The following is a 25269-nucleotide window of genomic DNA, read 5'->3' as shown; positions in this document are numbered from 1 at the left end:
CCTTTCGCCGACCTTTCCCACCCTTTTTGCGCTTTGCGAACTTTGCTGATGTCTCGGGGGTTGGGTCTACTCGGGGGAAACGAGGAGAAATGTCATACGTTGAGGTACCGGGTGCGAAGGTCCCGATCCGGATGTGGACCGACCCGGCGTCGGTCGACGAGGGCGCGATGCGCCAGCTCCACAACACCGCCACCCTCCCCTGGATCAAGGGTCTGGCCGTCATGCCGGACGTCCACTACGGAAAGGGCGCCACGGTCGGCTCGGTGATCGCGATGCAGGGCGCGGTCTGCCCGGCGGCGGTGGGCGTCGACATCGGCTGCGGAATGTCCGCCGTCAAGACCTCCCTGACCGCCAACGACCTCCCCGGCGATCTCTCCCGCCTCCGCTCGAAGATCGAGCAGGCGATCCCGGTGGGCCGCGCGATGCACGACGACCCGGTCGACCCGGGACGACTGCACGGCTTCGCGACGGCGGGCTGGGAGGACTTCTGGGGGCGGTTCGAGGGGGTGGCGGACGCGGTCAAGTTCCGTCGGGACAGGGCTGCGAAGCAGATGGGGACGCTCGGAAGCGGCAACCATCACTGTGAGGTACTGGTCGATACCGACGGTGCTGTCTGGCTCTCGCTTCATTCCGGGTCACGCAACATCGGCAAGGAACTCGCCGAGCACCACATCGGCGTGGCGCAGAAGCTGCCGCACAACCGGGGTCTGGTCGACCGCGACCTCGCAGTCTTCGTGTCGGACACCCCGCAGATGGCCGCTTACCGCAACGACCTCTACTGGGCGCAGGAGTACGCGAAACACAACCGGACGATCATGATGGGCCTGCTCAAGGACGTGATGCGCGGGGAGTTCAAGAAGTCCCGTGTCACCTTCGAGCAGGAGATCAGCTGCCACCACAACTACGTCGCCGAGGAGCGCTACGACGGCATGGACCTGTTGGTGACGCGTAAGGGGGCGATCCGTGCAGGTTCCGGCGACTTCGGGATCATCCCCGGCTCGATGGCCACCGGTACGTACATCGTGAAGGGCCTTGGCAACACGGCGGCCTTCAACTCGGCGTCGCACGGGGCGGGGCGGCGGATGAGCCGTAGTGCGGCCAAACGACGTTTCTCCACACGTGATCTGGCGGAGCAGACCCGCGGCGTGGAATGTCGGACGGACTCCGGTGTCGTGGACGAGATCCCCGCGGCGTACAAGCCGATCGAGCAGGTCATGGACCACCAGCGGGACTTGGTGGCGGTCGTCGCCAAGCTCAGGCAGGTCATCTGCGTGAAGGGCTGAACGGACGGCACGGACGGACCCCCGGTTAAGGTGCCGGGGGTTCGTCCGCATTGCCGTACCTGTCGCGCCGTACAACCGTACAAATGGAGTCCTACCCGTGCCCGAGACCGAGAAGACGTCCGAGCTGCGTTCCGACTGCGGGAGTTGCTTCGGGTTGTGCTGCGTGGCTCTTACGTTGACCAAGTCGTCGGACTTCGCGATCGACAAGCCGGCCGGGGAGCCCTGTCCCAATCTGGGGGAGGGGTTCCGGTGCGGGATTCACTCGAAGCTGCGGCGCGAGGGGTTTCCCGGGTGCACCGTGTACGACTGTTTCGGCGCGGGGCAGAAGGTCTCGCAGGTGACCTTCGCCGGGGTCAACTGGCGTGCTGAGCCGGGCAGTGCGGAGCTGATGTTCGCCCTGCTGCCCATCATGAAGCAGCTGCACGAGCTGCTCTGGTACGTGGAGGTCGCTCTCGCCACCGGAAGTGCGCGGGCCGTGCACCGTGAGCTGCGGGCGCTGCGGGACGAGACCGAGGAGCTGACCCGCGGGAGCGCGGAGGAACTGGTGGCGCTCGACGTGGAAGGGCACCGGCAGCACGTGAACGCGTCGCTGGTGCGGGTGAGCGAGCTGGTGCGGGCGGAGTGGGCCGCCCTGGTGCCGCCGCCGAAGAAGGGCAAGAAGCGGCGGACGGATCTGCGGGGCGCGGATCTGATGGGTGCCCGGCGGGCGGGCGCCGACCTGCGCGGGGTGAATCTGCGCGGGGCGTATCTGATCGCCGCCGACCTGAGCGGGGCCGACCTGCGCGGCGCCGACGTGATCGGCGCGGACTTCCGGGACGCGGACGTCCGCGGGGCGGACCTCGGCTCGGCGCTCTTCCTCACCCAGACCCAGGTGAACGCGGCCCGCGGGGACAGCCGCACCGCACTCCCGGCGGGCCTGGAGCGGCCTGCGCACTGGGGCTAGCCCGGCCCGCCTCCCGAGGGCCCCCGCCCCCGCACCCCGTCCGGCCGCCCCGCCGCCCGCCCGCCCGGTGTCACCCTTCCCGGTGGACCTTGGTGTTGGAGGCCTGGGCGCGGGGGCGGACGACCAGGAGGTCGATGTTGACGTGGCTGGGGCGGGTGACCGCCCAGGTGATGGTCTCCGCCACGTCGTCGGCGGAGAGCGGCTCCGCCACGCCCGCGTACACCTTGGCGGCCCTGTCCTCGTCGCCGTCGAAACGGGTGAGGGCGAACTCCTCCGTCTTGACCATGCCGGGCGCCACCTCGATCACCCGGACCGGTGTGCCGACGATCTCCAGGCGGAGGGTTTCCGCCAGGACGTGGCTGCCGTGCTTGGCCGCCACGTAACCGCCACCGCCCTCGTACGTGCCGTGGCCCGCCGTGGAGGAGACCACGACGACCGTCCCGTCGCCCGATGCGGTCAGGGCCGGGAGCAGGGCCTGCGTGAGGTTGAGGGTGCCCAGGACGTTCGTCTCGTACATCTGGCGCCAGTCGGCGGGGTCGGCGGTGGCGACGGGGTCGGCGCCCAGTGCGCCGCCGGCGTTGTTGACGAGTACGGCGACGGTGCGGAACGCGGTGGCGAACTCGTCCACGGCTGCCCGGTCGGTGACGTCCAGCGCGTACGGCACGGCCTGGTGGCCCGCGGCCGTGAGCTCGTCCGCGAGGGCCTCGATGCGGTCCTTGCGGCGGGCGGTGAGGACGACGCGGTAGCCGGAGGCGGCGAGTTGCCTTGCCGTGGCCGCGCCGATTCCGCTGCTCGCTCCGGTGACGACGGCGATGGGGGCGCTGGGCATGCGGGCTGCTCCTACGGAGGGGGTCGGGGTGGCGTACGTACGAGGATATGGGGCGTGGTCAGCGGCCTCGTGGGGCGTACATGATCAGGGCCATGCCCAGCAGGCAGACGAGGGCCCCCGCGATGTCCCAGCGGTCCGGGCGGTAGCCGTCCGCGACCGTGCCCCACACGATCGAGCCCGCGACGAAGACCCCGCCGTACGCCGCCAGGATCCGGCCGAAGTCGCCGTCCGGCTGGAGTGTGGCGACGAAGCCGTAGAGGCCGAGGGCGAGCACGCCCGCGCCGATCCAGATCCAGCCGCGGTGCTCGCGTACGCCCTGCCAGACGAGCCACGCGCCACCGATCTCGAACAGCGCGGCGGCGACGAAGAGGGCTGCTGAGCGGGCTACGTGCATGGCGACAAGGGTGGCACGGGGGGTGGCGCGGGAGCGGCATGCGGGTGGTGTGCGCGCTGAGGGGGTGGAGGGCCGGGGGACAAACGGGTAGAGGGGTGGGCATGTCATCTCTGTTGCGCAAGGGGCTGTTCGTGCTGGTGGTCGCGGGGCTGCTCCCGCTGGTCCCGTTGGGCGCGGGAGGAACGGCCTTCGCCGGGCCCACCGGGAATGCCTTCGGCGGGGGCGCGAGATCGGCCGCCCTCGTGGGGGAGGCCGACCTCGCGCACCACGGGCAGGTCGTGTACGGGCACGGGCGGCTCGCCATGCAGCTGCGGACCTGGAACCACGGGCCGCAGGACCTCACTTCGGGCGCGGTGCGGGTGTCGTTCTCGGCCCCGGTCGAGTTGGCGGACGGGAAGCTGCCGCGTGGCTGCGCCCGAAGTGCGCCGGCCGCGCTGGTCTGCGAGACCGGGCCCCTGCGGGCCGGCTCGCTGACCGCGCGCACGCTCGGGTTCGACCTGCGGGTGGGCCGGGCACCCGACGAGGTCGTGGTGGAGGTGAGGACCGAACGGATGGCGGTCGCGGAACAGGGCGTACGCGGGCCGGCGCAGGACCTCAACCCGGGCAACGACAGGCAGCGGGTGGTGGCCCCGGACACGGGAGACGTCTACTACTTCTGACGGGCGGCTCCCGTGTGCTGCCTCTGACGGGCGGCCCCCGAGAGCTACCCCCTGCGCTCGGTCCGCCTGCGGGCGCGCTTCCCCGGTGCGTAGGCCGCCCAGGCGACGTATCCGTCCGGCCGTACCAGTACCGAGGACTGCCGTGCCCAGTGCGCCCTGACCGTGTGCGGCGGAACGTCGGCGGGGAGCGGGCCGTCGACCGCCGCCACCAGTACGTACTCGCCCTTGCGCAGCAGCTCGTACAGCCGGCCCTCGGCGAGTGCCAGGTCCGGGACGCGGCGGCCCACCAGGGGATGCGCGCCGCGCGGCGCACCGTACGAGATGCCGATGCCCGAGACCATGCCCATCGCGCGCGAGGTGACCGGGCGCAGGCCGTTGACCAGGCGGGTGGCGACCGCGCGGCCGGTGCGCTGGAGCGGGGTGCGGGCCATGGCGATGCGGATCAGGGCGCCGCTGGTGCGCAGGACCATGGCACCGACCGGGTGGCGTTCGCTGTGGTACGTGTCGAGCAGCGGGTCCTCCGCCCGGCCGCGCAGTACGGCGGCGAGCTTCCAGGAGAGGTTGGCGGCGTCCTGGATGCCGGTGTTCATGCCCTGGCCGCCGGCCGGTGAGTGCACGTGGGCGGCGTCGCCGGCGAGGAAGACGCGGCCCGCCCGGTAGGCGGGGACCTGGCGTTCGTCGCTGTGGAAGCGGGACAGGAAGCGTTCGTCGTGCATTCCGAAGTCGTTGCCGAGCGCGGTGTTGGCGATCTCGCGCAACTCGGAGAGGTCGACCGGATCGGACTCGGGGACCTCGTGGCGGCGGTTCCAGCCCATCACCCGGTAGTAGCCGTCACCGAACGGGACCATGAAGGTGAACGCGTCGCCCTGGCCGCCGATGGTGAGGGTGGAGTCGGGCTCCTCGGTGAGGCGTACGTCGGCGAGGATGATCGACTTGATCACGGACTCGCCGGGGAACGGCAGCCCGAGCGACTCGCGGACCGTGCTGCGCACCCCGTCCGCGCCGATCAGGTACGGGGCGCTGATCTCGCCCTCTCCGCCGTCCGGGGTGCGCAGGCGGGCGGTGACCGCGGTGGTGTGCGCGGTGAGCCCCAAGAGTTCGGTGTCGTAACGGAAGTCGACCCCCGCGGCGCGGGCGCGGCGCTCCAGCAGGCGCTCGACCTCGTACTGCGGGGTGATCAGCACGAGCGGGAAGCGGGAGCGGAGGCGGTCGAGGTTGAGGGAGAGGCTGCCGAAGAAGTTGAGGCGGGTGAGGGGGCGGCCCGTCTTGAGGAGTTCGTCGGCGAGGCCGCGGGCGTCGAGCACTTCGAGGGTGCGGGCGTGCACGGCGAAGGCGCGGGTGAGGTTGCCGGCGGTGTGTGCGCGGCGCTCGACGAGGGTGACGCGCAGCCCGGCGGAGGCGAGGTCGCCGGCCAGGAGCAGGCCGGTGGGCCCCGCGCCGACGACGATCGCGTCGGGGGCCGCCGGGCGGGCGGACGGGGCGGGTGTCGGCGCGGGGGCCGTGGCCGGGGCCGTCCGTGGCCGGTCGCCGTGCGGTCCGGCGGATGTGTGGGGTGGCGTTCGGTGCGGCGTCGGGTCGTCCTGAGGGCTCGGCATGACGGCACCCTCCCCGCCTCCCCGGACCCGTACACCCGTGGAACGGGACCCTCCGCCACCTCGTCCGGTCAGCGGTCGCCGAACTCCGCCACCGCCTGCTCCACCACCTCCGCCAGCCTGGCGTGGTGTGCGCCGCGCCAGTACGGGCGTTCGCAGGAGGTGCACCGGGCGAAGACGTCGTACGAGCGTTCCGTACCGCCTTGCAGCAGGCCGGCCACGGAGTCCTTGGTGGCTTCCTCCAGTTCGCCGTTGCAGGCCGTGCAGCGGGTCCAGGGTGCGAGCGTGGGGGCGAACCTGCCCAGGACGTCGCGCAGTTGCCGGTCGGGCTGGTCGCTGTAGACGTACGCGCCGGCCCACAGCTCGCGCCGCCGCAGCAGGCCCCGGTCCCGCGACAGCAGGACGCGCCGCTCGCGCGCCGAGAGGGTGGCGAGCGCCGGGTCGCCGATGTCCTCGCTGAAGTACGCGGCGTCGACACCGAGCAGCCGCAACCGGCGGGCGAGCGTGCCCAGATGGACGTCGAGGAGGAAGCGCAGCGGGGCGCCGGGGACGGACTGGGGGCGGGCTACCGCCCGTACTTCGACGTGCTCGCCGGCGGAGGGGATGTGGGCGGCGGGGACCGCTCGCCCGTCCACGTACAGCTCACCCGCCTCGGTCAGCGGTACGCCGAGCGACTCGACGACGTGGCCCAGGGTGGAGGCGCCGTCGGTGACGGCGTCGGTGCGGCCCGCGCGGCGCTCGGCGGAGACGAAGAGGTGGAGTTCGGGGGCGAAGGTTATCTGGATCTGCGGTCCGTTCACGCCGCCAGAATGCCACCGGCGGGCGTTGCGGTCGCGTCACTTTCCCGCGGGCCTCGCGCCCCTGCCCGGCCGGCCCGCCGCCCGTTAGGCTGCCGCGATGAAGACGATCGATCTCGCGCCGGGCGACCCCCGGCTGCTCGCCGACCTGCTCCCCGTACTCCTGGAGCTGCGTCCGCACCTCACGCCGGAAACCTTCACCGCGGTGTACGAGGAGGGCCACCCGGCCGGGCTGCGGTTCTCCGCCGTGTACGACGACGAGGGCTTCTGTGTCGGGGCGGCCGGCTGGCGGGTCGTCGCCAACACCAGCACGCTGCGGATGCTGTACGTGGATGACCTGGTGACGGCGGGGGCGGCCCGTTCGACCGGCGTCGGCGCGCATCTCCTCGGGTCTCTCCAGGACCGGGCGCGGGAGGCGGGCTGCCGGGAGTTCCACCTGGACTCGGGGACGCAGCGCACGCGGGCGCACCAGTTCTACCTGCGGGAGCGGATGGAGATCACCGCGTTCCACTTCCAGAAGGGCCTGTAGGGGCGCGGGGCGGCCCCGGACGCCGGGCTCTCGTGGACGGGGTCGAAATCACCCGTGCGCCTGCGTCGGGACGGCCCCGAGGGGGAACCCTGATGGCTGCGAAGGACCACGGTCCCCGAGGAGAGGAAGCGCCGCCATGCCCATCGCCACGTACAGCCTCGTCGCGATCGACTGTCCCGATCCGCCCGCGCTCGCCGCTTTCTACGCGGATGTCCTCGGCGGTGAGGTGAAGCAGTACAACGACGAGTGGTGGGACCTGCACGTGCCGGGCGGGCACCGGATTTCCTTCCAGCTGGCGCCGCACTTCCGGCCGCCCGAGTGGCCGAACGCGGAGCGCAACTCCCAGCAGATGCACCTCGACTTCGACGTGCCGGACCTGGACGCGGCGGAGGAGCAGGTGCTCGCGCTCGGGGCCAGGCCGCTCGACGTCGAGGACCGCCGACGCAGCTTCCGGGTGTACGCGGACCCGGTGGGCCACCCGTTCTGCCTCTGCAAGGCGTGAGCGGGGCGCGGTACGGCGCCGGTCACAGCCATCCGTTGCGCCGGAAGCTCCTGTGCACCGTGAAGCAGGCCAGCGCCATCACCGCCAGGGCCAGCGGGTAGCCGTACGTCCACCCCAGTTCCGGCATGTGGTCGAAGTTCATGCCCCACACCCCGCACCCCATCGTGGGCACCGCGATGATGGCGGCCCACGCGGTGATCTTCCGCATGTCCTCGTTCTGCGTGACGGTCACCTGCGCGAGGTGTGCCTGGAGTATCGAGTCGAGCAGGTTGTCGAAGGAGGCGATCTGCTCGACGGTGCGGTCGAGATGGTCGGCGACGTCCCGGAAGTACGGCTGCAGGCCGGGTACGACGGGCGGGGTCGGCCGCAGCGGGTCGGCGAGCACCTGGAGCGGGCGGGCGAGCGGGGCCACCGCGCGCCGCAGCTCCAGGAGTTCCCGCTTGAGCTGGTAGATCCGGCCCGGGTCCGCCCGCCCGGAGTCCGCGCTGAAGACCACCGTCTCCACCGCGTCCACGTCGACCTGCACGGCGTCCGCCACCGCCTCGTACTCGTCGACGACGTGGTCGGCGATGGCGTGCAGCACGGCGGCGGGGCCCATCGCCAGCTGTTCCGGCACGTCCTCCAGGGCCTCGCGGATCGGGCCGAGCGAGCCGGAGCCGCCGTGCCGGGCGGTGATCACGAAGTCGGGTCCCGCGAAGACGGTCAGCTCCCCGGTGTCGACGACCTCACTGGTCGCGGTGAGCTCCTCGTGCTCGACGTAGCGGACGGTCCTGAACACGGCGAGCAGCGTGTCGTCGTAGCGCGCCAGCCTGGGGCGGCGGTGGCCCTGCGAGGCGTCGTGCACGGCGAGCGGGTGCAGTCCGAACAGTGCGGCGAGCTCGTCGAGTTCGGCCTGGTCCGGTTCGTGCAGCCCGATCCAGACGAAGGCCGCGCCGTCGTCCTTGCGCACCCGCTCCAGGGCCTCGGCCGCCGAGCAGTCCCGGGGGCGGCGCACACCCCTTTCGAAGACCACGCAGTTCTCGACGGCGCTGCCGAGCGGTGAGCGCGCGGGATGGCTGAGATCCACCGTGCGGCGCACGGAGTCCATCCGCCGGCGTGCGGCGGTGCGCAGCCGGCGCATACCGCGCTGCAGGGGGAGGTGCTGGGGCAGGTGCTTGAGAGGCATGACGGGGAGTCTGCCCGTCCCCGGCCGTCCTTGCGCGCCGACTTACGCGGCCTTGACCAGAGCGGCCCGCACCGCCTCGGCCCACTCCACCAGCAGCTCTTGGTACCGCGCCTCGTCGGCGGGCGACAGCGCGCCGTCGACCCGCGACCAGAGCGCGCGGATCTCCGCGTTGACGGCGGAGGCGGAGCGCACGGAACCAGGGGCATCAGGGGTAGGAGAGGTGAAGGACATGCGGACAAGCGTAGGTGGTGGCACTGACAAACGCCGGTCCCGGCAGCTGAGAATGGCCTGAAAACCGTCTGGGAGAAGGGTTGCGGGGCTGTCGCGGAGCCCGCGGAATGAGATCAGGGCCACACCAGGCAGTACGCCTGGTGGCCCGCGTCGTGCAGCCGGTGGCTGAAGTCCTGCCACTCGTGCAGCAGTTGGTAGACGTTGAACGCGTCGCTCGGGCCGCCCCGGTCCGGGACCGTCGACCAGATGAACGCGGCCGCCCCCACCGACTCCTCGCCGACTCCGCGCAGCGGGTCGACGACCGTCATGGGCAGCTTCACCACGGCGTAGTCAGGGTGCAGGACGACCAGTTCCAGCGGGGGGACCTTGTGCAGGGGTATCCCTTGGATGCCGGTGAGGACCATCGCGGCCATCGTCTCCGGCTTGATCTTGGTGAACATGCCGCCCATGCCCAGCTCGTCACCGCCCAGTTCCTCGGGGCGCATGGAAATGGGCACGCGGGCCGCCGTCGCGCCGTTCGGGGCGCCGAAGTACTTGTAGGTCACCCCCACCCGGCCAACCCTGCTCTCCCTGCCCGCTTGCCTTCCGACCTCGGCGACCGCGTCGGCGTCCGCGTGCACCGCACGCTCACGCCGCCTGTGCCGCCCGCGCCGGGCCCGCTCGGGACCCAGATCGTCGGTCCCCTCACCCAGTCCGCCACCGCGATGCATATCTCCACCCGACCACTCGCGACCCGGGCCGCGCAACCCGATCATCGTCCCAGTGACCTCCCCAGCCCCCATGCGGTGAAACACCTGTCCGCAAGACCGGGCGGGCCTCTGACACCATTGCTGTGTGAGCCTCCCCTATGACGCCCCAGTTTCGCAGACGCTTTTCGACCGCGCGTCCCTCGTGACGCCCGGCGGCGTGAACTCCCCGGTACGGGCCTTCAAGGCCGTGGGCGGTACGCCCCGGTTCATGGTCTCCGGTACCGGTCCGTACCTCACCGACGCCGACGGACGTGAGTACGTCGACCTCGTGTGCTCGTGGGGGCCGATGATCCTCGGCCATGCGCACCCCGAGGTCGTCGCCGCCGTCCAGGAAGCCGTCGCACGCGGTACCTCCTTCGGTACGCCCGGTGAGGGCGAGGTCGCGCTCGCCGAGGAGATCGTGGCCCGGATCGAGCCCGTCGAGCAGGTACGGCTGGTCTCCAGCGGCACCGAGGCGACGATGTCGGCCATCCGGCTGGCCCGTGGCTTCACCGGCCGCGCGAAGGTCGTCAAGTTCGCCGGCTGCTACCACGGGCACGTGGACGCGCTGCTCGCCGCCGCCGGGTCCGGCCTGGCGACCTTCGCGCTGCCGGACACCCCCGGGGTGACCGGCGCGCAGGCCGGCGACACGATCGTCCTGCCGTACAACGACCTGGACGCGGTGCACGCCGCGTTCGCCGCGCACCCTGGCGAGATCGCCTGTGTGATCACCGAGGCGTCCCCCGGCAACATGGGCGTCGTCCCGCCCGGCGAGGGCTTCAACGCGGGCCTCAAGGCGGCCTGCGAGGAGAACGGCGCGCTGTACATCTCCGACGAGGTGATGACCGGGTTCCGCACCAGCAAGGCCGGCTGGTACGGCGTCGACGGCGTCGCCCCCGACCTGATGACCTTCGGCAAGGTCATGGGCGGCGGCTTCCCCGCCGCCGCGTTCGGCGGGCGCAAGGACGTCATGGAGCACCTGGCCCCGGTCGGCCCGGTCTACCAGGCGGGCACGCTCTCCGGTAACCCGGTCGCCACCGCCGCCGGCCTCGCGCAGCTGCGGCTGCTGAACGACGCGGCGTACGAGAAGGTGAACGCGGTCTCCCGCGAGATCCAGGAGCTGATCACCGGCGCGCTCACCAAGGAGGGCGTGGCGCACCGGCTGCAGACGGCCTCCAACATGTTCTCCGTCTTCTTCACCGAGGACGAGGTGCGCAACTACGACGACGCCCGCAAGCAGGAGTCGTTCCGCTTCACCGCGTTCTTCCACTCGATGCTGTCGCAGGGGGTCTACCTCCCGCCGTCCGCCTTCGAGTCGTACTTCGTCTCCACCAGCCACGACGCGCGGGCCGTCGAGCGGATCGCCGCCGCCCTGCCCGCCGCCGCCCGCGCCGCAGCAGAGGCCACCGCATGACCAACAGAAGTGATCTCACCGTCGTCCACCTGGTGCGCCACGGCGAGGTGGACAACCCCGAAGGCGTGCTCTACGGCCGCCGTTCCGGCTACCACCTCTCCGAGCTCGGCCGGCAGATGGCCGACCGGGTGGCCGAGCACCTGGAGGGCCGTGACATCACCCACGTCGTGTCCTCCCCGCTGGAGCGCGCCCAGGAGACCGCTGCGCCGATCGCCAAGTCGCACGGTCTCGACCTGGCCACCGACGACTCGCTGATCGAGGCGGCCAACGTCTTCGAGGGCAAGACCTTCGGGGTCGGCGACGGCGCGCTGCGCAAGCCCGCCAACTGGCGTCACCTGACCAACCCGTTCCAGCCGTCCTGGGGCGAGCCGTACGTCGAGCAGGTCGTACGGATGATGGGCGCGCTCAACGCGGCCAGGGACGCCGCCCGCGGGCACGAGGCGGTCTGTGTCAGCCACCAGCTGCCGATCTGGACCGTCCGGAGCTTCGTCGAGCGGCGCAGGCTGTGGCACGACCCGCGCAAGCGGCAGTGCACGCTGGCCTCGCTGACCACGTTCACCTACCAGGGCGACAAGATCGTGTCGGTCGGCTACTCCGAGCCCGCCAGGGATCTCGTACCGGCGCACCTGCTGGCGGGGGCGAAGCCCGCGAAGGGGCAGTCGAAGGCCTTCGGCGCCTGACCCGCCCGCGGCGGGACCTCAGCCCGGCGCCCGGCTCCCGCGTTCTCGCGGGGGCCGGGCGGAGGTTCGGCGGCCGGTTCCCGGTTTCCGGCGGGGCCGGGCGGAGGTTCGGCGTCCGGTCCGCCGGGTAGCAGCCGCGGGTACACACGAACTGCGCATATTCGCCGCGTGTTTTCACGAACACTCAGCGAATTATGTGCAATTTGCCGGAACCCGAGCGTGCGTCGCGCCCTCTCACCACGTGTCCATCCTGATGGGCCGAAGGCGCGACGAATGCGGATGGGGAGTTATGCGGGACATCAGTCGAAGGGGTTTGCTGGGAGCCGGGGCGGCGGGCGCGGCGGCGCTCGGACTCGCCGCCTGCAAGGGAGGGGACCCGACGGCCCCGCCCGCGGACAAGGGCGGGAGCACCCGGCAGCCCGGCACGGGCGGCACCCCCTCGCCGACCGACGCCGCCAGGCCGATCGGTGACGGTTCGACCGCCGACACCGGGAAGCAGCCGAACCAGCCGGACAAGCCGGTGCCGCTGGAACCGGGCGAGACCCCGCCGCAGTTCGTGATCTTCTCCTGGGACGGCGCGGGCGAGGTCGGCAACGGCCTCTTCCCCCGCTTCCTGAAGCTGGCGAAGGAACACGACGCGGCGATGACCTTCTTCCTCTCCGGGCTCTACCTCCTCCCGGAGACCAAGAAGAACCTCTACAAGCCGCCGAACAACAAGGTCGGCGCCTCCGACATCGGCTACCTCACCGACGAGCACATCAAGATGACGCTGAAGTACGTGCGTCAGGCCTGGCTCGAAGGGCACGAGATCGGCACCCACTTCAACGGGCACTTCTGCTCCGGCCACGGCACCGTCGGCAACTGGACGTCCGCGCAGTGGGAGAGCGAGATCGAGCAGGCCGTGAAGTTCGTCACCGAGTGGCGGACGAACTCCGGCTGGAGCGACCTCGACCCGCTGCCCTTCGACTACCGCAAGGAACTGGTCGGCGGCCGTACCCCGTGCCTGCTCGGCCAGGACAACCTGCTGCCCGTCGCCAAGAAGCTCGGCTGGCGCTACGACGCGAGCTCGCCCGGCGGCCGGCAGATGTGGCCGGTGAAGCGGGGCGGAGTATGGGACCTGCCCCTGCAGCAGATCCCCTTCCCCGGGCGCGGCTTCGAGGTCCTCTCGATGGACTACAACATGCTCGCCAACCAGTCGAAGAACTCCACCAAGGGAATGACCTCGCGGTACCCCGAGTGGAAAAAGCAGGCAACGGGCGCCTACATCAAGGGATTCCAGCGCGCGCACTCCACGAACCGCGCGCCGTTCTACGTCGGCAACCACTTCGAGCAGTGGAACGGCGGCATCTACATGGACGCCGTCGAGGAAGCGCTGAAGCACATAGCCGGTACGAAGGAGACCCGGCTGGTCTCCTTCAAGCAGTACGTCGACTGGCTCGACGTGCAGGACCCCCAGGTCCTCGCGAAGCTGCGCTCCCTGGAGGTCGGGCAGCAGCCCGCGGGCGGCTGGAACACCTTCCTGAAGCCGGGCAGCAAGACGGGCGGCACCCCGGGCACGACACCCGGCGGCACCCCGGGCACCACACCCGGCAGCACCCCGGGCGCGTAGCCGGCAAACCGTCCCCGGCGTCCCTTATGGGCCCTTGACAAGGGGCTTTGCGGGCACGTAGGGGGGTGCGGAAGATCGATGGAACTGCCATGCGAAACTTTTCACATGAGTCCTGCCCGCGCCCCCCGCCGCCGCTCGACCCGAGCCTCCCGTACCGCTCTCGCGGTCTGCGGAGTGCTCGCCGGTGCACTCGCCCTGTCGGCCTGCGGCGGCGACGGCGACAAGTCGTCCAGCGGTGGCGGCAGCAACTTCGTCGCCGGCAAGGACCGCATCGACACGGTGCCGGCCGCCGACCGCGAGCCCGCGCCCAAGCTCGACGGCAAGACCCTCCAGGACAAGGACCTCGACGTCTCCTCCCTCAAGGGCAAGGTCGTCGTACTGAACATCTGGGGCTCCTGGTGCCCGCCCTGCCGGGCCGAGGCGCCGACCTTCGCGAAGGTCTCCAAGGAGCTGAAGAGCAAGGGTGTGGAGTTCGTCGGCATCGACACCCGCGACGACCAGAAGGCCCTCGCGATCCAGTTCGAGAAGGACGCGGGCATCGAGTACCCCAGCCTGTACGACCCGGACGGCAAGCTGATGCTGCGCTTCCCCAAGGGCAGCCTCAACCCGCAGGCCATCCCCTCCACGATCGTCATCGACCGCGACGGCAAGGTGGCGGGCCGCTCGCTGGCCGCACTCAACGAGAAGAAGCTCCGCAAGATGATCGACCCGCTGATCGCCGAGAAGTGACGGGCGTGGACGTCACCGCCCTCGCCGCCGCCCCGCAGGTCCTGCTCGCCGCCGACACCACCGAGACCGTCCAGTCCGGCGCGCTCCTGCTGGCGCTGCCGATCGCGCTGCTCGCGGGCCTGGTCTCGTTCTTCTCGCCGTGCGTGCTCCCGCTGGTCCCCGGCTACCTCTCGTACGTCACCGGCACCAGCGGCACCGATCTCGCCGAGCAGCGGCGGGGCCGGATGTTCGCCGGGGCGTCGCTGTTCGTCCTCGGCTTCAGCGCGGTGTTCGTCTCCGGCGGCGCGCTGTTCAGCTACTTCGGCAGCACCCTCCAGTCGTACAAGGGCACCACCAACATCGTCCTCGGCATCCTGATGGTGCTGATGGGCCTGTTCTTCATGGGCGCCTTCCCCTTCCTCACCCAGCGCGAGTTCCGCTTCCACAGGAAGCCGGTCGCCGGGCTGATCGGGGCGCCGGTGCTCGGGGTGCTCTTCGGCATCGGCTGGACGCCGTGCCTGGGACCCACCCTCGGCGTGATCATGGGGCTCTCGATCAACGAGGCGAGCGCGGGCCGCGGCGCGATCCTGACGGCCGTGTACTGCGTCGGTCTCGGCGTGCCGTTCATCCTGGCCGCCATCGCCTTCCGCAAGGCGCTCGGAGCGTTCGGCTGGGTGAAGAAGCACTACGTCTGGGTCATGCGCATCGGCGGCATCATGATGATCGCGACCGGGCTGCTGCTCCTCACGGGCCTCTGGGCGAGCGCCGTACAGAGCATGCAAAGCTGGTCCGACAGCTTCCAGGTGGGGATCTAGTTCCATGAGCAAGACCGAAGAACCGGCCGTCGAGACGGACGAGCGGGCGGCGGGCGAGCGCCTGTCGACCGCGCCCAGGGACGACCGCGAGGACACCACTCCCGCCCCCGCCTCCTTCGGCGTCATCGCCTGGGTCCGCTGGTTCTGGCGCCAGCTCACCTCGATGCGGGTCGCCCTGATCCTGCTGTTCATGCTGTCGCTCGGCGCGATCCCCGGCTCGCTCATCCCGCAGCGCAGCGTCGACGAGACGAAGGTCGCCGACTTCTTCAAGGCGCACGAGACGCTGGCACCGCTCTACGACAAGGTGCAGCTGTTCGACGTCTACAGCTCGGTGTGGTTCTCCGCGATCTACATCCTGCTGTTCGTCTCCCTCATCGGCTGTATCGTGCCCCGCACCTGGCAGTTCGTCGGCCAGCTGCGCAGCCGTCCGCCGGGCGCGCCGGGCCGGCTGACCCGGATGCCCGCGTACACGACCTGGCGCACCGACGCGACGCCCGACGAGGTCCGCACGCTGGGCCTCGCGATGCTGAAGAAGCGCCGCTTCCGGGCGCACCAGGACGGCAACGCGGTCACCGCCGAGAAGGGCTACCTCCGCGAAGCCGGCAACCTGATCTTCCACATCGCGCTGATCGTGCTGCTGCTGGCCTTCGCGACCGGCCAGTTGTTCAAGTCCGAGGGCGGCAAGCTGATCACCGAGGGCGGCGGCTTCTCCAACACGCTCACCCAGTACGACGACTTCAAGTCCGGCTCGCTCTTCGACCGCGACCACGACCTGGAGCCGTTCAGCTTCCACCTCGACGACTTCGTCGGCACCTACGAGCGCTCGGGCCCGCAGCGCGGCACGCCCCGCGTCTACGAGTCCCACATCACGTACTCCGAGGGCGCCGACGGCCCGGCCAAGAAGGCCGTCATCGAGGTCAACACCCCCCTCACCGTCGGCGGCTCCAAGGTCCACATGATCGGCCACGGGTACGCGCCCGTGCTCACGATCCGCGACGGCAAGGGCAAGGTCGTCTTCAGCGGCCCCGCCCCCCTGCTGCCCACCGACGCCAACGTGACCTCCACCGGCGCGGTCAAGGTGATGGACGGCTACAAGGACGCGGCCGGCAAGAAGACCCAGCTCGGTTTCACCGCCGTCTTCGTCCCGACCTTCGGCGGCGCGGGCAAGGGCAGCATGTTCTCCAAGTACCCGGGGCTGGACTACCCGGCCCTCGCCCTCACCGGCTACCACGGCAGCCTCGGCGTGGACGCGGGCCTGCCGCAGAACGTGTACCAGCTCGACACCCGCAAGATGACCCAGTTCAAGAAGCCCGACGGCAGCCCCTTCGCGAAGATGCTGCTGCCCGGCGAGAAGATGGACCTCCCCGACGGGGCCGGCTCGGTCACCTTCGAGAAGGACGTCAAGGAGTGGGCGACCTTCCAGATCTCCCAGCAGCCCGGCAACATGTGGGCGCTGGCGGGCGCCGTCGCGGCCATCCTCGGCCTCGCCGCGTCCCTCTTCATCCAGCGGCGCCGGATCTGGATCCGTGCCGTACGGGGCGACGACGGTGTCACCGTCGTCGAGATGGCCGGGCTCGGCCGCAGCGAGTCGGGCCGTCTCCCCGAGGAACTGGCCGCACTGGCCGGCTCCCTCCACTCCCGGGCGCCGACCTCCGCGACGCCGCCCACCGACCGGGCGCCGAGTTCCGCGACGCCGCCCACCGACCCGGCGCCGAGTTCCGCGACGCCCCCTCCTGCTGAACCCCCTGCCGAAGGAGCGCGCGCGTGATCCTCGCAGCCGCCGCAGTCACCCCCATCAACGAGAGCCTCGCGCAGATCAGCAACGTGCTGATCTACTCCGCGATGGCCGTCTACACCCTGGCCTTCCTCGCGCACATCGCCGAGTGGACCTTCGGCAGCCGCAGCAAGGTCGGCCGCACGGCCGCCGCGCTGACGACCACCCCCGCCGCCGCCCCTGCGGTGACGGTACGGGCCAAGGGTTCGACGGCGGTCCTCGACAAGCCGCAGGTCGTCACCCGCGCGGCAGCCGGCACCCGGGACTCCGAGGACGGCGCGGGCGCCGCCGGCGGCACGGCGAAGGGTGACCTCTACGGCCGCATCGCCGTCTCGCTCACCTTCCTGGGCTTCCTGGTCGCGGCAGGCGGCGTCGCCTGCCGGGCGCTCTCCGTGCAGCGCGCCCCCTGGGGCAACATGTACGAGTTCTCCATCACGTTCTCCACGGTCGCGGTCGGCGTCTACCTCGCCCTGCTCCTCACCAAGCTGAACGTCCGCTGGATCGGCCTGCTCCTGGTCACCACGGTCCTCCTCGACCTCGGCATCGCCACCAAGTGGCTCTACACCGACAGCGACGCCCTGGTCCCGGCCCTGGACTCGTACTGGCTGTGGATCCACGTCTCCACCGCGATCATCTGCGGCGCCGTCTTCTACGTCGGCGCGGTCGGCACCGTCGGCTACCTGCTCCGCGACCGCTACGAGATCCGCGCCGAACTCGGCGAGGACGCGGACGCCTTCAAGGCCCACCTGGCGACGCTGCCGCCCGCCAACGGCTTCGTCATGGCCGTCCGCAAGGCCCGCGTGCCCTTGCGCCGCCTGATGGACAGCACGGTCTCCCGCCTCCCCGCCGCCGCCACGCTCGACAAGTTCTCGTACCGCATCAACGCCGGCGTCTTCCCGCTGTGGACCTTCACCATCGTCGCGGGCGCCATCTGGGCGGGCGACGCGTGGGGCCGCTTCTGGGGCTGGGACCCCAAGGAGGTCTGGTCCTTCGTCACCTGGATCGCCTACGCCTGCTACCTGCACGCCCGCGCGACGGCCGGCTGGAAGGGCCGCAAGGCCGCCTACCTGGCCCTGTTCGCCTTCGCGACCTGGCTGTGGAACTACTACGGCGTGAACATCTTCATCACGGGCAAGCACAGTTACGCGGGCGTCTGATCCGCTTCGTCCATCCAGCCCGGCCCGGTCGCGTCCGCCACGCGACCGGGCCAGGCTGTTGCGTATGACGACGGCGACACCCTCCATCCCCTACGGCACGGCAGAACCACGGAGCGACGCCTGGTTCCTCCGCTACGAGATGCCGCTGCCGCACCCCCTGGACCACGTCTGGGCGGCGGTGGCCACCCCGGTGGGCCTCGGCCAGTGGCTCGCGGTCCCCGACCCGTGGGACCCGCACCTCGGCGCCGCGACCACCTTCACCTGGCACTACGCGGGCGCGCGGATGACCGAGGACAGCCGCATCACGTCCTGGGACCCCGGCCGGGTGGCGGAGTACACGATGACCGTCAACGGCCGCGCCCGCTTCCACCTGGAACCCAACGGCCCCGCCGCCACCGTCCTGCGCTTCACCAACGAGGTCGACGACCTCGACGAGGCCGACCGCAACAGCCGCCTCGCAGGCTGGCACGTCCACTTCGAACTCCTGGCCGCGGCCCTCGCCGGCACCCCCTACGACTGGTCCTCCTGGTCCCTGGAGCGCTACCGGGAACTCCTGGCGGACTACGGGGACCGCTGAAGGAAGAGCGACGCGTCCCGTCCCCGCCCGCTCACCCGCCCGGAACAATGCGCGCTCCGGCCGGCACCGGGTACGGCGATTCCACCGGCAGCAGCAGGGACACGCCGTCGGGATGCATCTCGCGCATGGTCCGGAACAGCGGCGTCACCTCGCGGATGCCGACGAGCCACTCGTCCGCGTACCGCTCGACCGCCTCGCCGCGGAGGCCGAGCTGGAGGGAGCGGTAGGGGAGCGGCCGGAGGCGGACGTCGCGTTCCGGGTCCCATTGGGCGCGGACCGGCGAGGACTGCAACTGCCGTTTCCAGGCTGCCTTGTCGCGGTGCAGCCGGCGGTCGTGGTGGGAGAGCACCGCGTTCCGCAGCGCCCAGTCGAAGCCGTCGCGGCGGATCTGCACGGCCAGGACGACCTCCTGGTCGGGCTTCGAGGCCCAGCCGCTGCGGTACGCCATCCACAGGTACGACGGTTTGATCCACGTCATCCGGTCCCGCTTCCAGTTCCACGGGAACCTCCCGTCGCGCACGGCGGGCACCCCGATGGAGGCCGGGTACGCCTGGTAGACGGTGACCGTGTCCGCGGTGTGCAGCGCGCGTATCTGGTGCTGCGGTACGTCCTCGTGTGACATGCCGCCCAGACTGGCGCACCGAGGCGGCGCGCGGCCAGGGGATTGCGCGACAGGGAGCGGCTGTCCGGTGCCGGCCGTTACTTCGGGGAGTCCTCGGGGCCGCCGGGGCCCGGGCCGGGCTCACCGTCCCCGCGGGGCTCGTCCCGCTGCTTCTCGTCCTTCTCGGCCGCGTCCGGCGAGGGGGGCGCGTCCTTCTTCTGCTCGTCCTTGATGGACCTCAGGAACTCCGGGTTGTCGTCGGGCGCCACCCACTGCTGTGCCCGCCGGCCCCGGTAGCCGCCTGCCGCGCCGCCGCCCCGGACCGGGTGCCGGTTCTTGCCCGCGGCCAGCCACACGATCGGGCCCACCACCCAGAACAGCAGGATGATGAAGACCCAGGCCACCTTCGGCAGGTGCTTGACCTCGTCCTCGGGGGTGTTCAGGCAGTCGATGAACGCGTAGATCGTCAGCGCCAGCGGCAGGATGAACAGCAGTGCCCTGAGCATGGAGTGGCTTCCCCCTGGGAGCGTAATGGCGTCAGAGGGGCCAAATCGGCGGCCCCGGTGGGGGGCCCAGGGTAGTCGGTGTCCGATACTGGACGGCATGGCTTACGACGATCTTCGCTCGTTCCTCCGTGCACTGGAGCGTGAGGGCGACCTCTTGCGCATCAAGGCCGAAGTCGACCCGTACCTGGAGGTAGGGGAGATCGTCGACCGGGTGAACAAGTCCGGCGGCCCCGCGCTCCTCTTCGAGAAGGTGAAGGGGTCCGCGATGCCCCTCGCCATGAACGTCTTCGGTACCGACCGCCGCCTCCTCAAGGCACTCGGCCTGAAGTCGTACGACGACATCAGCGCGCAGATCGGCGGCCTGCTGAAGCCCGAGCTGCCGCAGGGCTTCATGGGCGTACGGGAAGCCTTCGGCAAGCTCGGCTCGATGGCGCACGTACCGCCGAAGAAGGTCAAGGACGCCCCCGTCCAGGAGGTCGTCCTGAGCGGTGACGACGTCGACCTCGACAAGCTGCCCGCGCTGTTCACCTGGCCCGAGGACGGCGGCTCCTTCTTCAACCTCGGACTCACCCACACCAAGGACCCCGAGTCCGGGATCCGCAACCTCGGCCTCTACCGCCTCCAGCGCCACGACAAGCGCACCATCGGCATGCACTGGCAGATCCACAAGGACAGCCGCAACCACTACCAGGTGGCGGCCAGGCGCGGTGAGCGCCTGCCCGTCGCGATCGCCTTCGGCGCGCCGCCGGCCGTGACGTACGCCTCCACCGCCCCGCTGCCCGGCGACATCGACGAGTACCTCTTCGCCGGTTTCCTCCAGGGCAGGCGCGTCGAGATGGTCGACTGCAAGACCGTGCCGCTCCAGGTGCCCGCGCACGCGGAGGTCGTGCTCGAAGGCTGGCTGGAGCCGGGGCGGATGCTGCCCGAGGGCCCGTTCGGCGACCACACCGGGTTCTACACGCCGCAGGAGGACTTCCCCGCGCTGACCATCGACACGGTCACCATGCGCAAGCGGCCGCTGCTCCAGTCGATCGTCGTGGGCCGCCCGCCGACGGAGGACGGACCGCTCGGCCGGGCCACGGAGAGCTTCTTCCTGCCGCTCCTGAAGATCATCGTCCCGGACATCGTGGACTACCACCTCCCCGAGGCGGGCGGCTTCCACAACTGCATCATCGTGTCGATCGACAAGAAGTACCCCAAGCACGCACAGAAGGTGATGTCGGCGATCTGGGGCGCGCACATGCTGTCCCTGGAGAAGCTGATCGTGGTCGTCGACTCCGACTGCGACGTACGGAACTACCACGAGGTCGCCTGGCGCGCCTTCGGCAACGTCGACTACTCCCGCGACCTCACCGTCGTCGAGGGCCCCGTCGACCACCTCGACCACGCGTCCTACCAGCAGTACTGGGGCGGCAAAGCAGGCGTCGACGCGACCAAGAAGCTGCCCGCCGAGGGCTACACCCGGGACGGCGGCTGGCCGAACATGGTCGAGTCGGACCCGGCGACGGCGGCCAAGGTGGACCGCCGCTGGAAGGAGTACGGCCTGTGAGCGCGGCCTCTGCGGCCGCGGCCGCACCCAAGGAACAGCCCGGCAAGGTGCGGGCCTTCCTCAACCTCGTCCTCATCGAGCACTCCGTCTTCGCGCTGCCCTTCGCGTACATCGCCGCCCTGACGGCCATGTTCCAGCTGGACGGCAACATCCACTGGGGCAAGCTGCTCCTGGTCACCGTCGCGATGGTCGGCCTGCGCACCTTCGCCATGGCGGCGAACCGGATCATCGACCGCGAGATCGACGCCCGTAACCCGCGCACCGCCAACCGCGAGATCGTCACCGGCGCGGTCAGCGTGAAGGCCGCCTGGACCGGCGCCGGCATCGCCCTCGTCGTCTTCCTAGGCGCCGCGGCACTGCTGAACCCGCTCTGTCTGGCGCTGGCCCCGGTCGCCGTGATCCCGATGGTGGTCTACCCGTACGGCAAGCGGTTCACGAACTTCCCGCACGCCATCCTCGGCCTCGCCCAGGCGATGGGCCCGGTCGGCGCCTGGATCGCGATCACCGGGCAGTGGTCGGGCGACGCGGTCGTCCTCGGCCTCGCCGTCGGCGTCTGGATCGGCGGCTTCGACCTGATCTTCGGCTCGCAGGACGTCCAGGCCGACCGCGCGCACGGCGTGAAGTCGGTCCCCGCCCGGTTCGGCATCCCGGCCGCCCTGCACGGCGCCCGCGCCTGCCACGTGATCACCACCGCGCTCCTCGTCTGGTACGGGGTGCGCACCGACGCCGGAATCTTCTTCTGGGCCGGCATGGTGATCGTCGCCGCGGCCTTCGTCTACGAGCACACCATCGTCCGCCCCCACGACCTGTCCCGCCTGAACAGGGCGTTCTTCCAGGTCAACGGATTCATCGGGATCGCCCTGTTCGTCTGCGCGCTGCTCGACCTGCTGGTGCGCGGCCTGACCCTCTGACGCACCCTTGCCCGGCCCCCGCGGCCGGGCCCCCGATAAGCTCCGCCCATGACCGATCCCGCCGCCGCCCCGCCCGAGCAGCGCCCGCGCACCCCCTGGGTGGTGGGGGTCTCGGGCGCCTCAGGAACCCCGTACGCCGCCGCGGTGCTGCGCGGCCTGATCGACGCGGGCGAGAGCGTCGACCTCGTCGTCAGCCGGGCCTCGCGCCTGACGCTCCTGGACGAGACGGGCATCTCCTTCCGGGACAGCCACTGGCACGAGGACCTCGCCCAGTGGCTGGCCCGCGGCGCCGACGGCAAACCGGACACCTTCACCGGCCTGGACCTGTCCGGCGTACGGCACTGGAGCGCGGGCGACCTCGCCGCAGGCCCCTCCTCCGGCTCGTACCCGGTGAAGGGCATGCTGATCGTCCCGGCCTCGACGGCGAGCGTCGCCGGGGTGGCGCTCGGGCTCTCGAAGGACCTGCTGCAGCGGGCGGCCAGCGTGACGCTCAAGGAGCGGCGCAAGCTCGTGGTGGCGGTGCGCGAGACCCCGCTCAACGGCCAGACCCTCAAGCACCTGGTGACCCTGGACGAGGCGGGCGCCGTGGTGCTGCCCGCGTCCCCCGCCTTCTACGCGGGCGCGACGCACATCCAGGACCTGGTGGACTTCGTCGCGGGCCGGGCGCTCGACGCGGCAGGCGTGCCGCACGGTCTGTACCGCAGGTGGGAGGGGGAGCTCGGCAGAGGCTCCCGCACCCCGTAGCGCACTGGTTTCTGCACCCAACTCGCGGTATCGCTGAACAATGGAAGGCTTCAGGCATATGGACGCCGTGGACAGGCAGCTCATCCAGGCCCTTCGGGAGAACGGCAGGGCCTCGTACGCAGAGCTGGGACGCCTCGTCGGCCTTTCGGGCCCGAGCGTCACCGACCGCATCAACCGGCTTGAGACCGCAGGAGTCATCACCGGCTACCGCGCCACCGTCGACGCCAAGTCGCTCGGCCTCGGCGTCACCGCCCTGATCGGCATCTCGCTCTCCGACGCCGCCGACCACGAGGACGTGGCACGCAGGCTGAAGGACCTGGAGGAGATCGAGGACTGCTGGTTCATCGCAGGCGACGACTCGTACATGCTCAAGATCCGCGCCGGTGACGTGGACGGCCTGGAGCGCACCATCCGCCGGCTCAGCGGCACCCGGGGCGTGTCCAGGACCCGCACCACGATCGTGCTCTCCACCAAGTGGGAGAACCGGGTCGGCGAACTCCCCGAGGAGTCGTAGGCGCGTCTGCGCGCAGGACGGGGGCCCCTCCCGCCGGAAAGGCGGGGGAGTACCGTTGTCCACGGCTTGAACAGGTACGTACGCAGACAATGGAGGCGGCCGGGTATGGACGCGGGACTCAAGCGCGAACTGGAGCAGAAGGTCCGGGCCGGCGAGCGGCTGAGCCGCGAGGACGGCATCGCGCTCTACGAGTCGGACGACCTGGCCTGGCTGGGCGGCCTCGCCCACGAGGTGCGCACCCGCAAGAACGGTGACGTCGTCCACTTCAACGTCAACCGCCACCTCAACATGACCAACGTGTGCACCGCCTCCTGCGCGTACTGCTCCTTCCAGCGCAAGCCGGGCGAGAAGGACGCGTACACGATGCGCATCGAGGAGGCCGTCCGCCTCGCCAAGGCGATGGAGAACGAGAACCTCACCGAACTCCACATCGTCAACGGCCTGCACCCGACGCTTCCGTGGCGCTACTACCCGCGCTCGCTGTCCGCCCTGAAGGAAGCCCTCCCGCAGGTCTCCCTCAAGGCGTTCACCGCCACCGAGATCCACCACTTCGAGACGATCTCCGGCCTCTCCGCATCCGAGATCCTCGACGAGCTGATCGAGGCCGGCCTGGAATCCCTCACCGGTGGCGGCGCCGAGATCTTCGACTGGGAGGTGAGGCAGCACATCGTCGACCACAACACCCACTGGGAGGACTGGTCGCGCATCCACCGCCTCGCCCACGAGAAGGGCCTCAAGACCCCGGCCACCATGCTCTACGGCCACATCGAGGAGCCCCGCCACCGCGTCGACCACGTGCTGCGGCTGCGTGAGATGCAGGACGAGACCGGCGGCTTCCAGGTCTTCATCCCGCTGCGCTACCAGCACGACTTCGTGGACATGAAGGACGGCAAGGTCCGCAACAAGCTCCAGGCCCGCACCACCATGGCCACCGGCGCCGAGGCCCTCAAGACCTTCGCCGTCTCCCGTCTCCTCTTCGACAACGTCCCGCACGTCAAGGTCTTCTGGGTGATGCACGGCGTGCAGACCGCCCAGCTCGCCCTCCAGCACGGCGCCGACGACATGGACGGCTCGGTCGTCGAATACAAGATCACGCACGACGCGGACGACTACGGCACCCCGAACAAGCTCGGCCGCAACGACCTCCTGGAACTCATCCGCGACGCCGGCTTCCGCCCGGTCGAGCGCAACACGCGCTACGAGATCATCAAGGAGTACGAGGGCCCGGACGCGGACCGCCGCGAGAGCCCGCAGGCCATGCGCGTCTGACGTGCCGAACTGATCATCCGCCCCCTGTGCTTGACTGGACGAAGTCCGTCAGGCCGCCGTTGAGAAGAAGGTCCCGCCGTGAGCACCAAGGCCGAGAGCGCCACCGGCGTGAGCACCAAGCACGCCACGATCCGCTACACCGCCATGCGCCTGGGCATCTTCGTCGCCTGCTTCGCGGTGATCGGGGGCCTGGTCAGCCTGCGCGTGCTGCCGTCGGGCCTCGGCGGCATGTCCAACGTGCTGTGGGTGCTGCTGCTCGCCATCGTCGTCTCCGCGCCGCTCAGCTTCGTACTGCTGCGCAAGCAGCGCGACGCGATGTCCGAGCACATCGTCAGCCGGGTCGACAGGACCAAGGCCCGCCTGGAGGCCAACCGCAACCAGGAGGACCTGGCATAGGGCCCCTCGCCAGGCTGTAAGCCGCGTCACACCCGACGGCGCCCCGGGAACCGAGCCAACGGCTCAACTCCCGGGGCGCCGCCCGTTTTTCACCACATCCGCGCCGGACCCGCCCCGCGCCCACCGGGGACCCGCCCCGGACTTCCCCAAAGAACACCTTTGATGATCTCAAAGTACAAGTGTTAACGTGTTCGCCATGACGACATCCGCCGCGCCCCAGAACCCCATGAGCGTTCCGCTCGTGGCGCGCCTCGATGTCGATCTCTGCCGCCGTGTCTCGGCCGCGTGTCGCCGCTCCGTCTGAAGTTCTCGAAGTCCAGGCTTTCGAAGCTCAGCGCGACCTCCTTCTCTCTCGACCTCCCTGCTCTCCCGCAGCTTCCTTCACCGGAGTGT

Annotated in this window: 28 protein-coding genes; 19 read left to right on the top strand and 9 right to left on the bottom strand. The window is 70.6% G+C overall.

Going from position 1 to position 25269, the window contains the following annotated elements; translation table 11 throughout:
- Window positions 1–89 precede the first annotated feature (89 nt).
- Window positions 90–1283 carry an RtcB family protein gene (locus ACIQM4_RS09095; protein ID WP_401588002.1) on the top strand — a complete coding sequence of 398 codons (1194 nt, stop codon included), beginning with the start codon at window positions 90–92 and terminating at the stop codon, window positions 1281–1283.
- Window positions 1284–1380: 97 nt separating this feature from the next.
- Window positions 1381–2226 (top strand): pentapeptide repeat-containing protein, encoded by an 846-nt coding sequence (locus ACIQM4_RS09090; protein ID WP_401588000.1) that lies wholly within the window; start codon window positions 1381–1383, stop codon window positions 2224–2226.
- A 70-nt stretch (window positions 2227–2296) separates the two neighbouring features.
- Here ACIQM4_RS09090 and ACIQM4_RS09085 read toward each other — a convergent pair whose 3' ends face one another.
- Together ACIQM4_RS09085 and ACIQM4_RS09080 are read right to left on the bottom strand one after the other, a co-directional pair.
- Entirely contained in the window at window positions 2297–3055 is a 759-nt protein-coding gene (locus ACIQM4_RS09085) for an SDR family NAD(P)-dependent oxidoreductase (protein ID WP_401587998.1), read from the bottom strand.
- 58 nt (window positions 3056–3113) lie between these two features.
- On the bottom strand, window positions 3114–3449 hold the full coding sequence (locus ACIQM4_RS09080) for a YnfA family protein (protein WP_401587995.1): 336 nt from the start codon (window positions 3447–3449) through the stop codon (window positions 3114–3116).
- 101 nt (window positions 3450–3550) lie between these two features.
- Between ACIQM4_RS09080 and ACIQM4_RS09075 the strand changes: the two genes are divergently transcribed.
- On the top strand, window positions 3551–4108 hold the full coding sequence (locus ACIQM4_RS09075) for a hypothetical protein (protein WP_401587992.1): 558 nt from the start codon (window positions 3551–3553) through the stop codon (window positions 4106–4108).
- 44 nt (window positions 4109–4152) lie between these two features.
- Here ACIQM4_RS09075 and ACIQM4_RS09070 read toward each other — a convergent pair whose 3' ends face one another.
- Together ACIQM4_RS09070 and ACIQM4_RS09065 are read right to left on the bottom strand one after the other, a co-directional pair.
- Window positions 4153–5703, bottom strand: coding sequence for an FAD-dependent monooxygenase (locus ACIQM4_RS09070; RefSeq protein WP_401587990.1), 1551 nt, complete (start codon window positions 5701–5703; stop codon window positions 4153–4155).
- A gap of 68 nt (window positions 5704–5771) precedes the next feature.
- Entirely contained in the window at window positions 5772–6500 is a 729-nt protein-coding gene (locus ACIQM4_RS09065; protein WP_401587987.1) for a Mut7-C RNAse domain-containing protein, read from the bottom strand.
- Window positions 6501–6597: 97 nt separating this feature from the next.
- On the opposite strand from ACIQM4_RS09065, the gene ACIQM4_RS09060 reads away from it, so the two are divergent.
- The gene (locus ACIQM4_RS09060) at window positions 6598–7026 is read left to right on the top strand and encodes a GNAT family N-acetyltransferase (protein ID WP_401587985.1); all 429 of its coding nucleotides are present in this window, start codon (window positions 6598–6600) and stop codon (window positions 7024–7026) included.
- 136 nt (window positions 7027–7162) lie between these two features.
- Window positions 7163–7528 (top strand): VOC family protein, encoded by a 366-nt coding sequence (locus ACIQM4_RS09055; protein ID WP_401587982.1) that lies wholly within the window; start codon window positions 7163–7165, stop codon window positions 7526–7528.
- Window positions 7529–7550: 22 nt separating this feature from the next.
- Here ACIQM4_RS09055 and ACIQM4_RS09050 read toward each other — a convergent pair whose 3' ends face one another.
- From ACIQM4_RS09050 to ACIQM4_RS09040, 3 genes are all read right to left on the bottom strand, one after another.
- Entirely contained in the window at window positions 7551–8693 is a 1143-nt protein-coding gene (locus ACIQM4_RS09050; RefSeq protein ID WP_401587979.1) for a magnesium and cobalt transport protein CorA, read from the bottom strand.
- 42 nt (window positions 8694–8735) lie between these two features.
- Window positions 8736–8924, bottom strand: coding sequence for a hypothetical protein (locus tag ACIQM4_RS09045; RefSeq protein WP_401587976.1), 189 nt, complete (start codon window positions 8922–8924; stop codon window positions 8736–8738).
- A 113-nt stretch (window positions 8925–9037) separates the two neighbouring features.
- On the bottom strand, window positions 9038–9634 hold the full coding sequence (locus ACIQM4_RS09040) for a hypothetical protein (protein ID WP_401587974.1): 597 nt from the start codon (window positions 9632–9634) through the stop codon (window positions 9038–9040).
- A 124-nt stretch (window positions 9635–9758) separates the two neighbouring features.
- Between ACIQM4_RS09040 and hemL the strand changes: the two genes are divergently transcribed.
- From hemL to ACIQM4_RS09000, 8 genes are all read left to right on the top strand, one after another.
- Entirely contained in the window at window positions 9759–11066 is a 1308-nt protein-coding gene (hemL, locus tag ACIQM4_RS09035) for a glutamate-1-semialdehyde 2,1-aminomutase (RefSeq protein ID WP_401587971.1), read from the top strand.
- Window positions 11063–11746: a histidine phosphatase family protein gene (locus ACIQM4_RS09030; protein WP_401587969.1), complete on the top strand. Its 684-nt coding sequence runs from the start codon at window positions 11063–11065 to the stop codon at window positions 11744–11746. The genes hemL and ACIQM4_RS09030 overlap by 4 nt, the downstream gene beginning before the upstream one ends.
- A gap of 289 nt (window positions 11747–12035) precedes the next feature.
- Window positions 12036–13355 carry a twin-arginine translocation signal domain-containing protein gene (locus ACIQM4_RS09025; protein WP_401587967.1) on the top strand — a complete coding sequence of 440 codons (1320 nt, stop codon included), beginning with the start codon at window positions 12036–12038 and terminating at the stop codon, window positions 13353–13355.
- 105 nt (window positions 13356–13460) lie between these two features.
- Window positions 13461–14084: a TlpA family protein disulfide reductase gene (locus ACIQM4_RS09020; RefSeq protein WP_401587964.1), complete on the top strand. Its 624-nt coding sequence runs from the start codon at window positions 13461–13463 to the stop codon at window positions 14082–14084.
- A 5-nt stretch (window positions 14085–14089) separates the two neighbouring features.
- The gene (locus ACIQM4_RS09015; RefSeq protein WP_401587961.1) at window positions 14090–14878 is read left to right on the top strand and encodes a cytochrome c biogenesis CcdA family protein; all 789 of its coding nucleotides are present in this window, start codon (window positions 14090–14092) and stop codon (window positions 14876–14878) included.
- A gap of 4 nt (window positions 14879–14882) precedes the next feature.
- Complete coding sequence (locus tag ACIQM4_RS09010; protein WP_401587958.1) at window positions 14883–16646, top strand: cytochrome c biogenesis protein ResB; 1764 nt, start codon at window positions 14883–14885, stop codon at window positions 16644–16646.
- Complete coding sequence (ccsB, locus tag ACIQM4_RS09005; protein WP_401587955.1) at window positions 16643–17809, top strand: c-type cytochrome biogenesis protein CcsB; 1167 nt, start codon at window positions 16643–16645, stop codon at window positions 17807–17809. Before ACIQM4_RS09010 ends, ccsB begins: the two co-directional genes overlap by 4 nt.
- A 64-nt stretch (window positions 17810–17873) precedes the next feature.
- On the top strand, window positions 17874–18386 hold the full coding sequence (locus tag ACIQM4_RS09000; RefSeq protein ID WP_401587953.1) for an SRPBCC domain-containing protein: 513 nt from the start codon (window positions 17874–17876) through the stop codon (window positions 18384–18386).
- A 31-nt stretch (window positions 18387–18417) separates the two neighbouring features.
- On the opposite strand, the gene ACIQM4_RS08995 is transcribed toward ACIQM4_RS09000, so the two are convergent.
- Window positions 18418–19008, bottom strand: a complete 591-nt coding sequence (locus tag ACIQM4_RS08995; protein ID WP_401587950.1) for a DUF4291 domain-containing protein — start codon at window positions 19006–19008, stop codon at window positions 18418–18420.
- A gap of 77 nt (window positions 19009–19085) precedes the next feature.
- Window positions 19086–19493, bottom strand: a complete 408-nt coding sequence (locus ACIQM4_RS08990; RefSeq protein ID WP_401587947.1) for a PLD nuclease N-terminal domain-containing protein — start codon at window positions 19491–19493, stop codon at window positions 19086–19088.
- Window positions 19494–19590: 97 nt separating this feature from the next.
- On the opposite strand from ACIQM4_RS08990, the gene ACIQM4_RS08985 reads away from it, so the two are divergent.
- The 6 genes from ACIQM4_RS08985 to ACIQM4_RS08960 all read left to right on the top strand — a co-directional run bounded on the left by ACIQM4_RS08985 (window position 19591) and on the right by ACIQM4_RS08960 (window position 24876).
- Entirely contained in the window at window positions 19591–21042 is a 1452-nt protein-coding gene (locus ACIQM4_RS08985; RefSeq protein ID WP_401587944.1) for a menaquinone biosynthesis decarboxylase, read from the top strand.
- Entirely contained in the window at window positions 21039–21953 is a 915-nt protein-coding gene (gene mqnP, locus ACIQM4_RS08980; protein WP_401587941.1) for a menaquinone biosynthesis prenyltransferase MqnP, read from the top strand. Before ACIQM4_RS08985 ends, mqnP begins: the two co-directional genes overlap by 4 nt.
- Before the next feature lie 48 nt (window positions 21954–22001).
- Window positions 22002–22697 carry a UbiX family flavin prenyltransferase gene (locus tag ACIQM4_RS08975; RefSeq protein ID WP_401587938.1) on the top strand — a complete coding sequence of 232 codons (696 nt, stop codon included), beginning with the start codon at window positions 22002–22004 and terminating at the stop codon, window positions 22695–22697.
- A gap of 58 nt (window positions 22698–22755) precedes the next feature.
- Window positions 22756–23211 carry an Lrp/AsnC family transcriptional regulator gene (locus ACIQM4_RS08970; RefSeq protein WP_401587935.1) on the top strand — a complete coding sequence of 152 codons (456 nt, stop codon included), beginning with the start codon at window positions 22756–22758 and terminating at the stop codon, window positions 23209–23211.
- A gap of 105 nt (window positions 23212–23316) precedes the next feature.
- Window positions 23317–24480 (top strand): aminofutalosine synthase MqnE, encoded by a 1164-nt coding sequence (gene mqnE, locus ACIQM4_RS08965; protein WP_401587933.1) that lies wholly within the window; start codon window positions 23317–23319, stop codon window positions 24478–24480.
- 144 nt (window positions 24481–24624) lie between these two features.
- Window positions 24625–24876 (top strand): DUF4229 domain-containing protein, encoded by a 252-nt coding sequence (locus ACIQM4_RS08960; RefSeq protein ID WP_401588268.1) that lies wholly within the window; start codon window positions 24625–24627, stop codon window positions 24874–24876.
- Window positions 24877–25269 lie beyond the last annotated feature (393 nt).

This window comes from Streptomyces sp. NPDC091272 (assembly GCF_044757485.1).
Classification (GTDB): domain Bacteria; phylum Actinomycetota; class Actinomycetes; order Streptomycetales; family Streptomycetaceae; genus Streptomyces.
The sequence above is the reverse complement of the archived record's forward strand: the minus strand, read 5'-3'. Positions and strand labels throughout refer to the sequence as shown.

Excerpts from the sequence above, each read along its gene's own strand:
- ACIQM4_RS09045 (WP_401587976.1), bottom strand. The coding sequence starts at position 8,924 with ATGTCCTTCACCTCTCCTACCCCTGATGCCCCTGGTTCCGTGCGCTCC.
- ACIQM4_RS09000 (WP_401587953.1), top strand. The coding sequence starts at position 17,874 with ATGACGACGGCGACACCCTCCATCCCCTACGGCACGGCAGAACCACGG.
- ACIQM4_RS09070 (WP_401587990.1), bottom strand. The coding sequence starts at position 5,703 with ATGCCGAGCCCTCAGGACGACCCGACGCCGCACCGAACGCCACCCCAC.
- ACIQM4_RS08960 (WP_401588268.1), top strand. The coding sequence starts at position 24,625 with ATGCGCCTGGGCATCTTCGTCGCCTGCTTCGCGGTGATCGGGGGCCTG.
- ACIQM4_RS09095 (WP_401588002.1), top strand. The coding sequence starts at position 90 with ATGTCATACGTTGAGGTACCGGGTGCGAAGGTCCCGATCCGGATGTGG.
- ACIQM4_RS08970 (WP_401587935.1), top strand. The coding sequence starts at position 22,756 with ATGGACGCCGTGGACAGGCAGCTCATCCAGGCCCTTCGGGAGAACGGC.
- ACIQM4_RS09085 (WP_401587998.1), bottom strand. The coding sequence starts at position 3,055 with ATGCCCAGCGCCCCCATCGCCGTCGTCACCGGAGCGAGCAGCGGAATC.
- mqnE (WP_401587933.1), top strand. The coding sequence starts at position 23,317 with ATGGACGCGGGACTCAAGCGCGAACTGGAGCAGAAGGTCCGGGCCGGC.
- ACIQM4_RS09060 (WP_401587985.1), top strand. The coding sequence starts at position 6,598 with ATGAAGACGATCGATCTCGCGCCGGGCGACCCCCGGCTGCTCGCCGAC.
- ACIQM4_RS09030 (WP_401587969.1), top strand. The coding sequence starts at position 11,063 with ATGACCAACAGAAGTGATCTCACCGTCGTCCACCTGGTGCGCCACGGC.
- ACIQM4_RS09050 (WP_401587979.1), bottom strand. The coding sequence starts at position 8,693 with ATGCCTCTCAAGCACCTGCCCCAGCACCTCCCCCTGCAGCGCGGTATG.
- ACIQM4_RS09040 (WP_401587974.1), bottom strand. The coding sequence starts at position 9,634 with ATGCATCGCGGTGGCGGACTGGGTGAGGGGACCGACGATCTGGGTCCC.
- ACIQM4_RS09075 (WP_401587992.1), top strand. The coding sequence starts at position 3,551 with ATGTCATCTCTGTTGCGCAAGGGGCTGTTCGTGCTGGTGGTCGCGGGG.
- ACIQM4_RS08990 (WP_401587947.1), bottom strand. The coding sequence starts at position 19,493 with ATGCTCAGGGCACTGCTGTTCATCCTGCCGCTGGCGCTGACGATCTAC.
- ACIQM4_RS09025 (WP_401587967.1), top strand. The coding sequence starts at position 12,036 with ATGCGGGACATCAGTCGAAGGGGTTTGCTGGGAGCCGGGGCGGCGGGC.
- ACIQM4_RS09080 (WP_401587995.1), bottom strand. The coding sequence starts at position 3,449 with ATGCACGTAGCCCGCTCAGCAGCCCTCTTCGTCGCCGCCGCGCTGTTC.
- ACIQM4_RS08985 (WP_401587944.1), top strand. The coding sequence starts at position 19,591 with ATGGCTTACGACGATCTTCGCTCGTTCCTCCGTGCACTGGAGCGTGAG.
- ACIQM4_RS09055 (WP_401587982.1), top strand. The coding sequence starts at position 7,163 with ATGCCCATCGCCACGTACAGCCTCGTCGCGATCGACTGTCCCGATCCG.
- ACIQM4_RS08995 (WP_401587950.1), bottom strand. The coding sequence starts at position 19,008 with ATGTCACACGAGGACGTACCGCAGCACCAGATACGCGCGCTGCACACC.
- ACIQM4_RS08975 (WP_401587938.1), top strand. The coding sequence starts at position 22,002 with ATGACCGATCCCGCCGCCGCCCCGCCCGAGCAGCGCCCGCGCACCCCC.
- ACIQM4_RS09010 (WP_401587958.1), top strand. The coding sequence starts at position 14,883 with ATGAGCAAGACCGAAGAACCGGCCGTCGAGACGGACGAGCGGGCGGCG.
- ACIQM4_RS09020 (WP_401587964.1), top strand. The coding sequence starts at position 13,461 with ATGAGTCCTGCCCGCGCCCCCCGCCGCCGCTCGACCCGAGCCTCCCGT.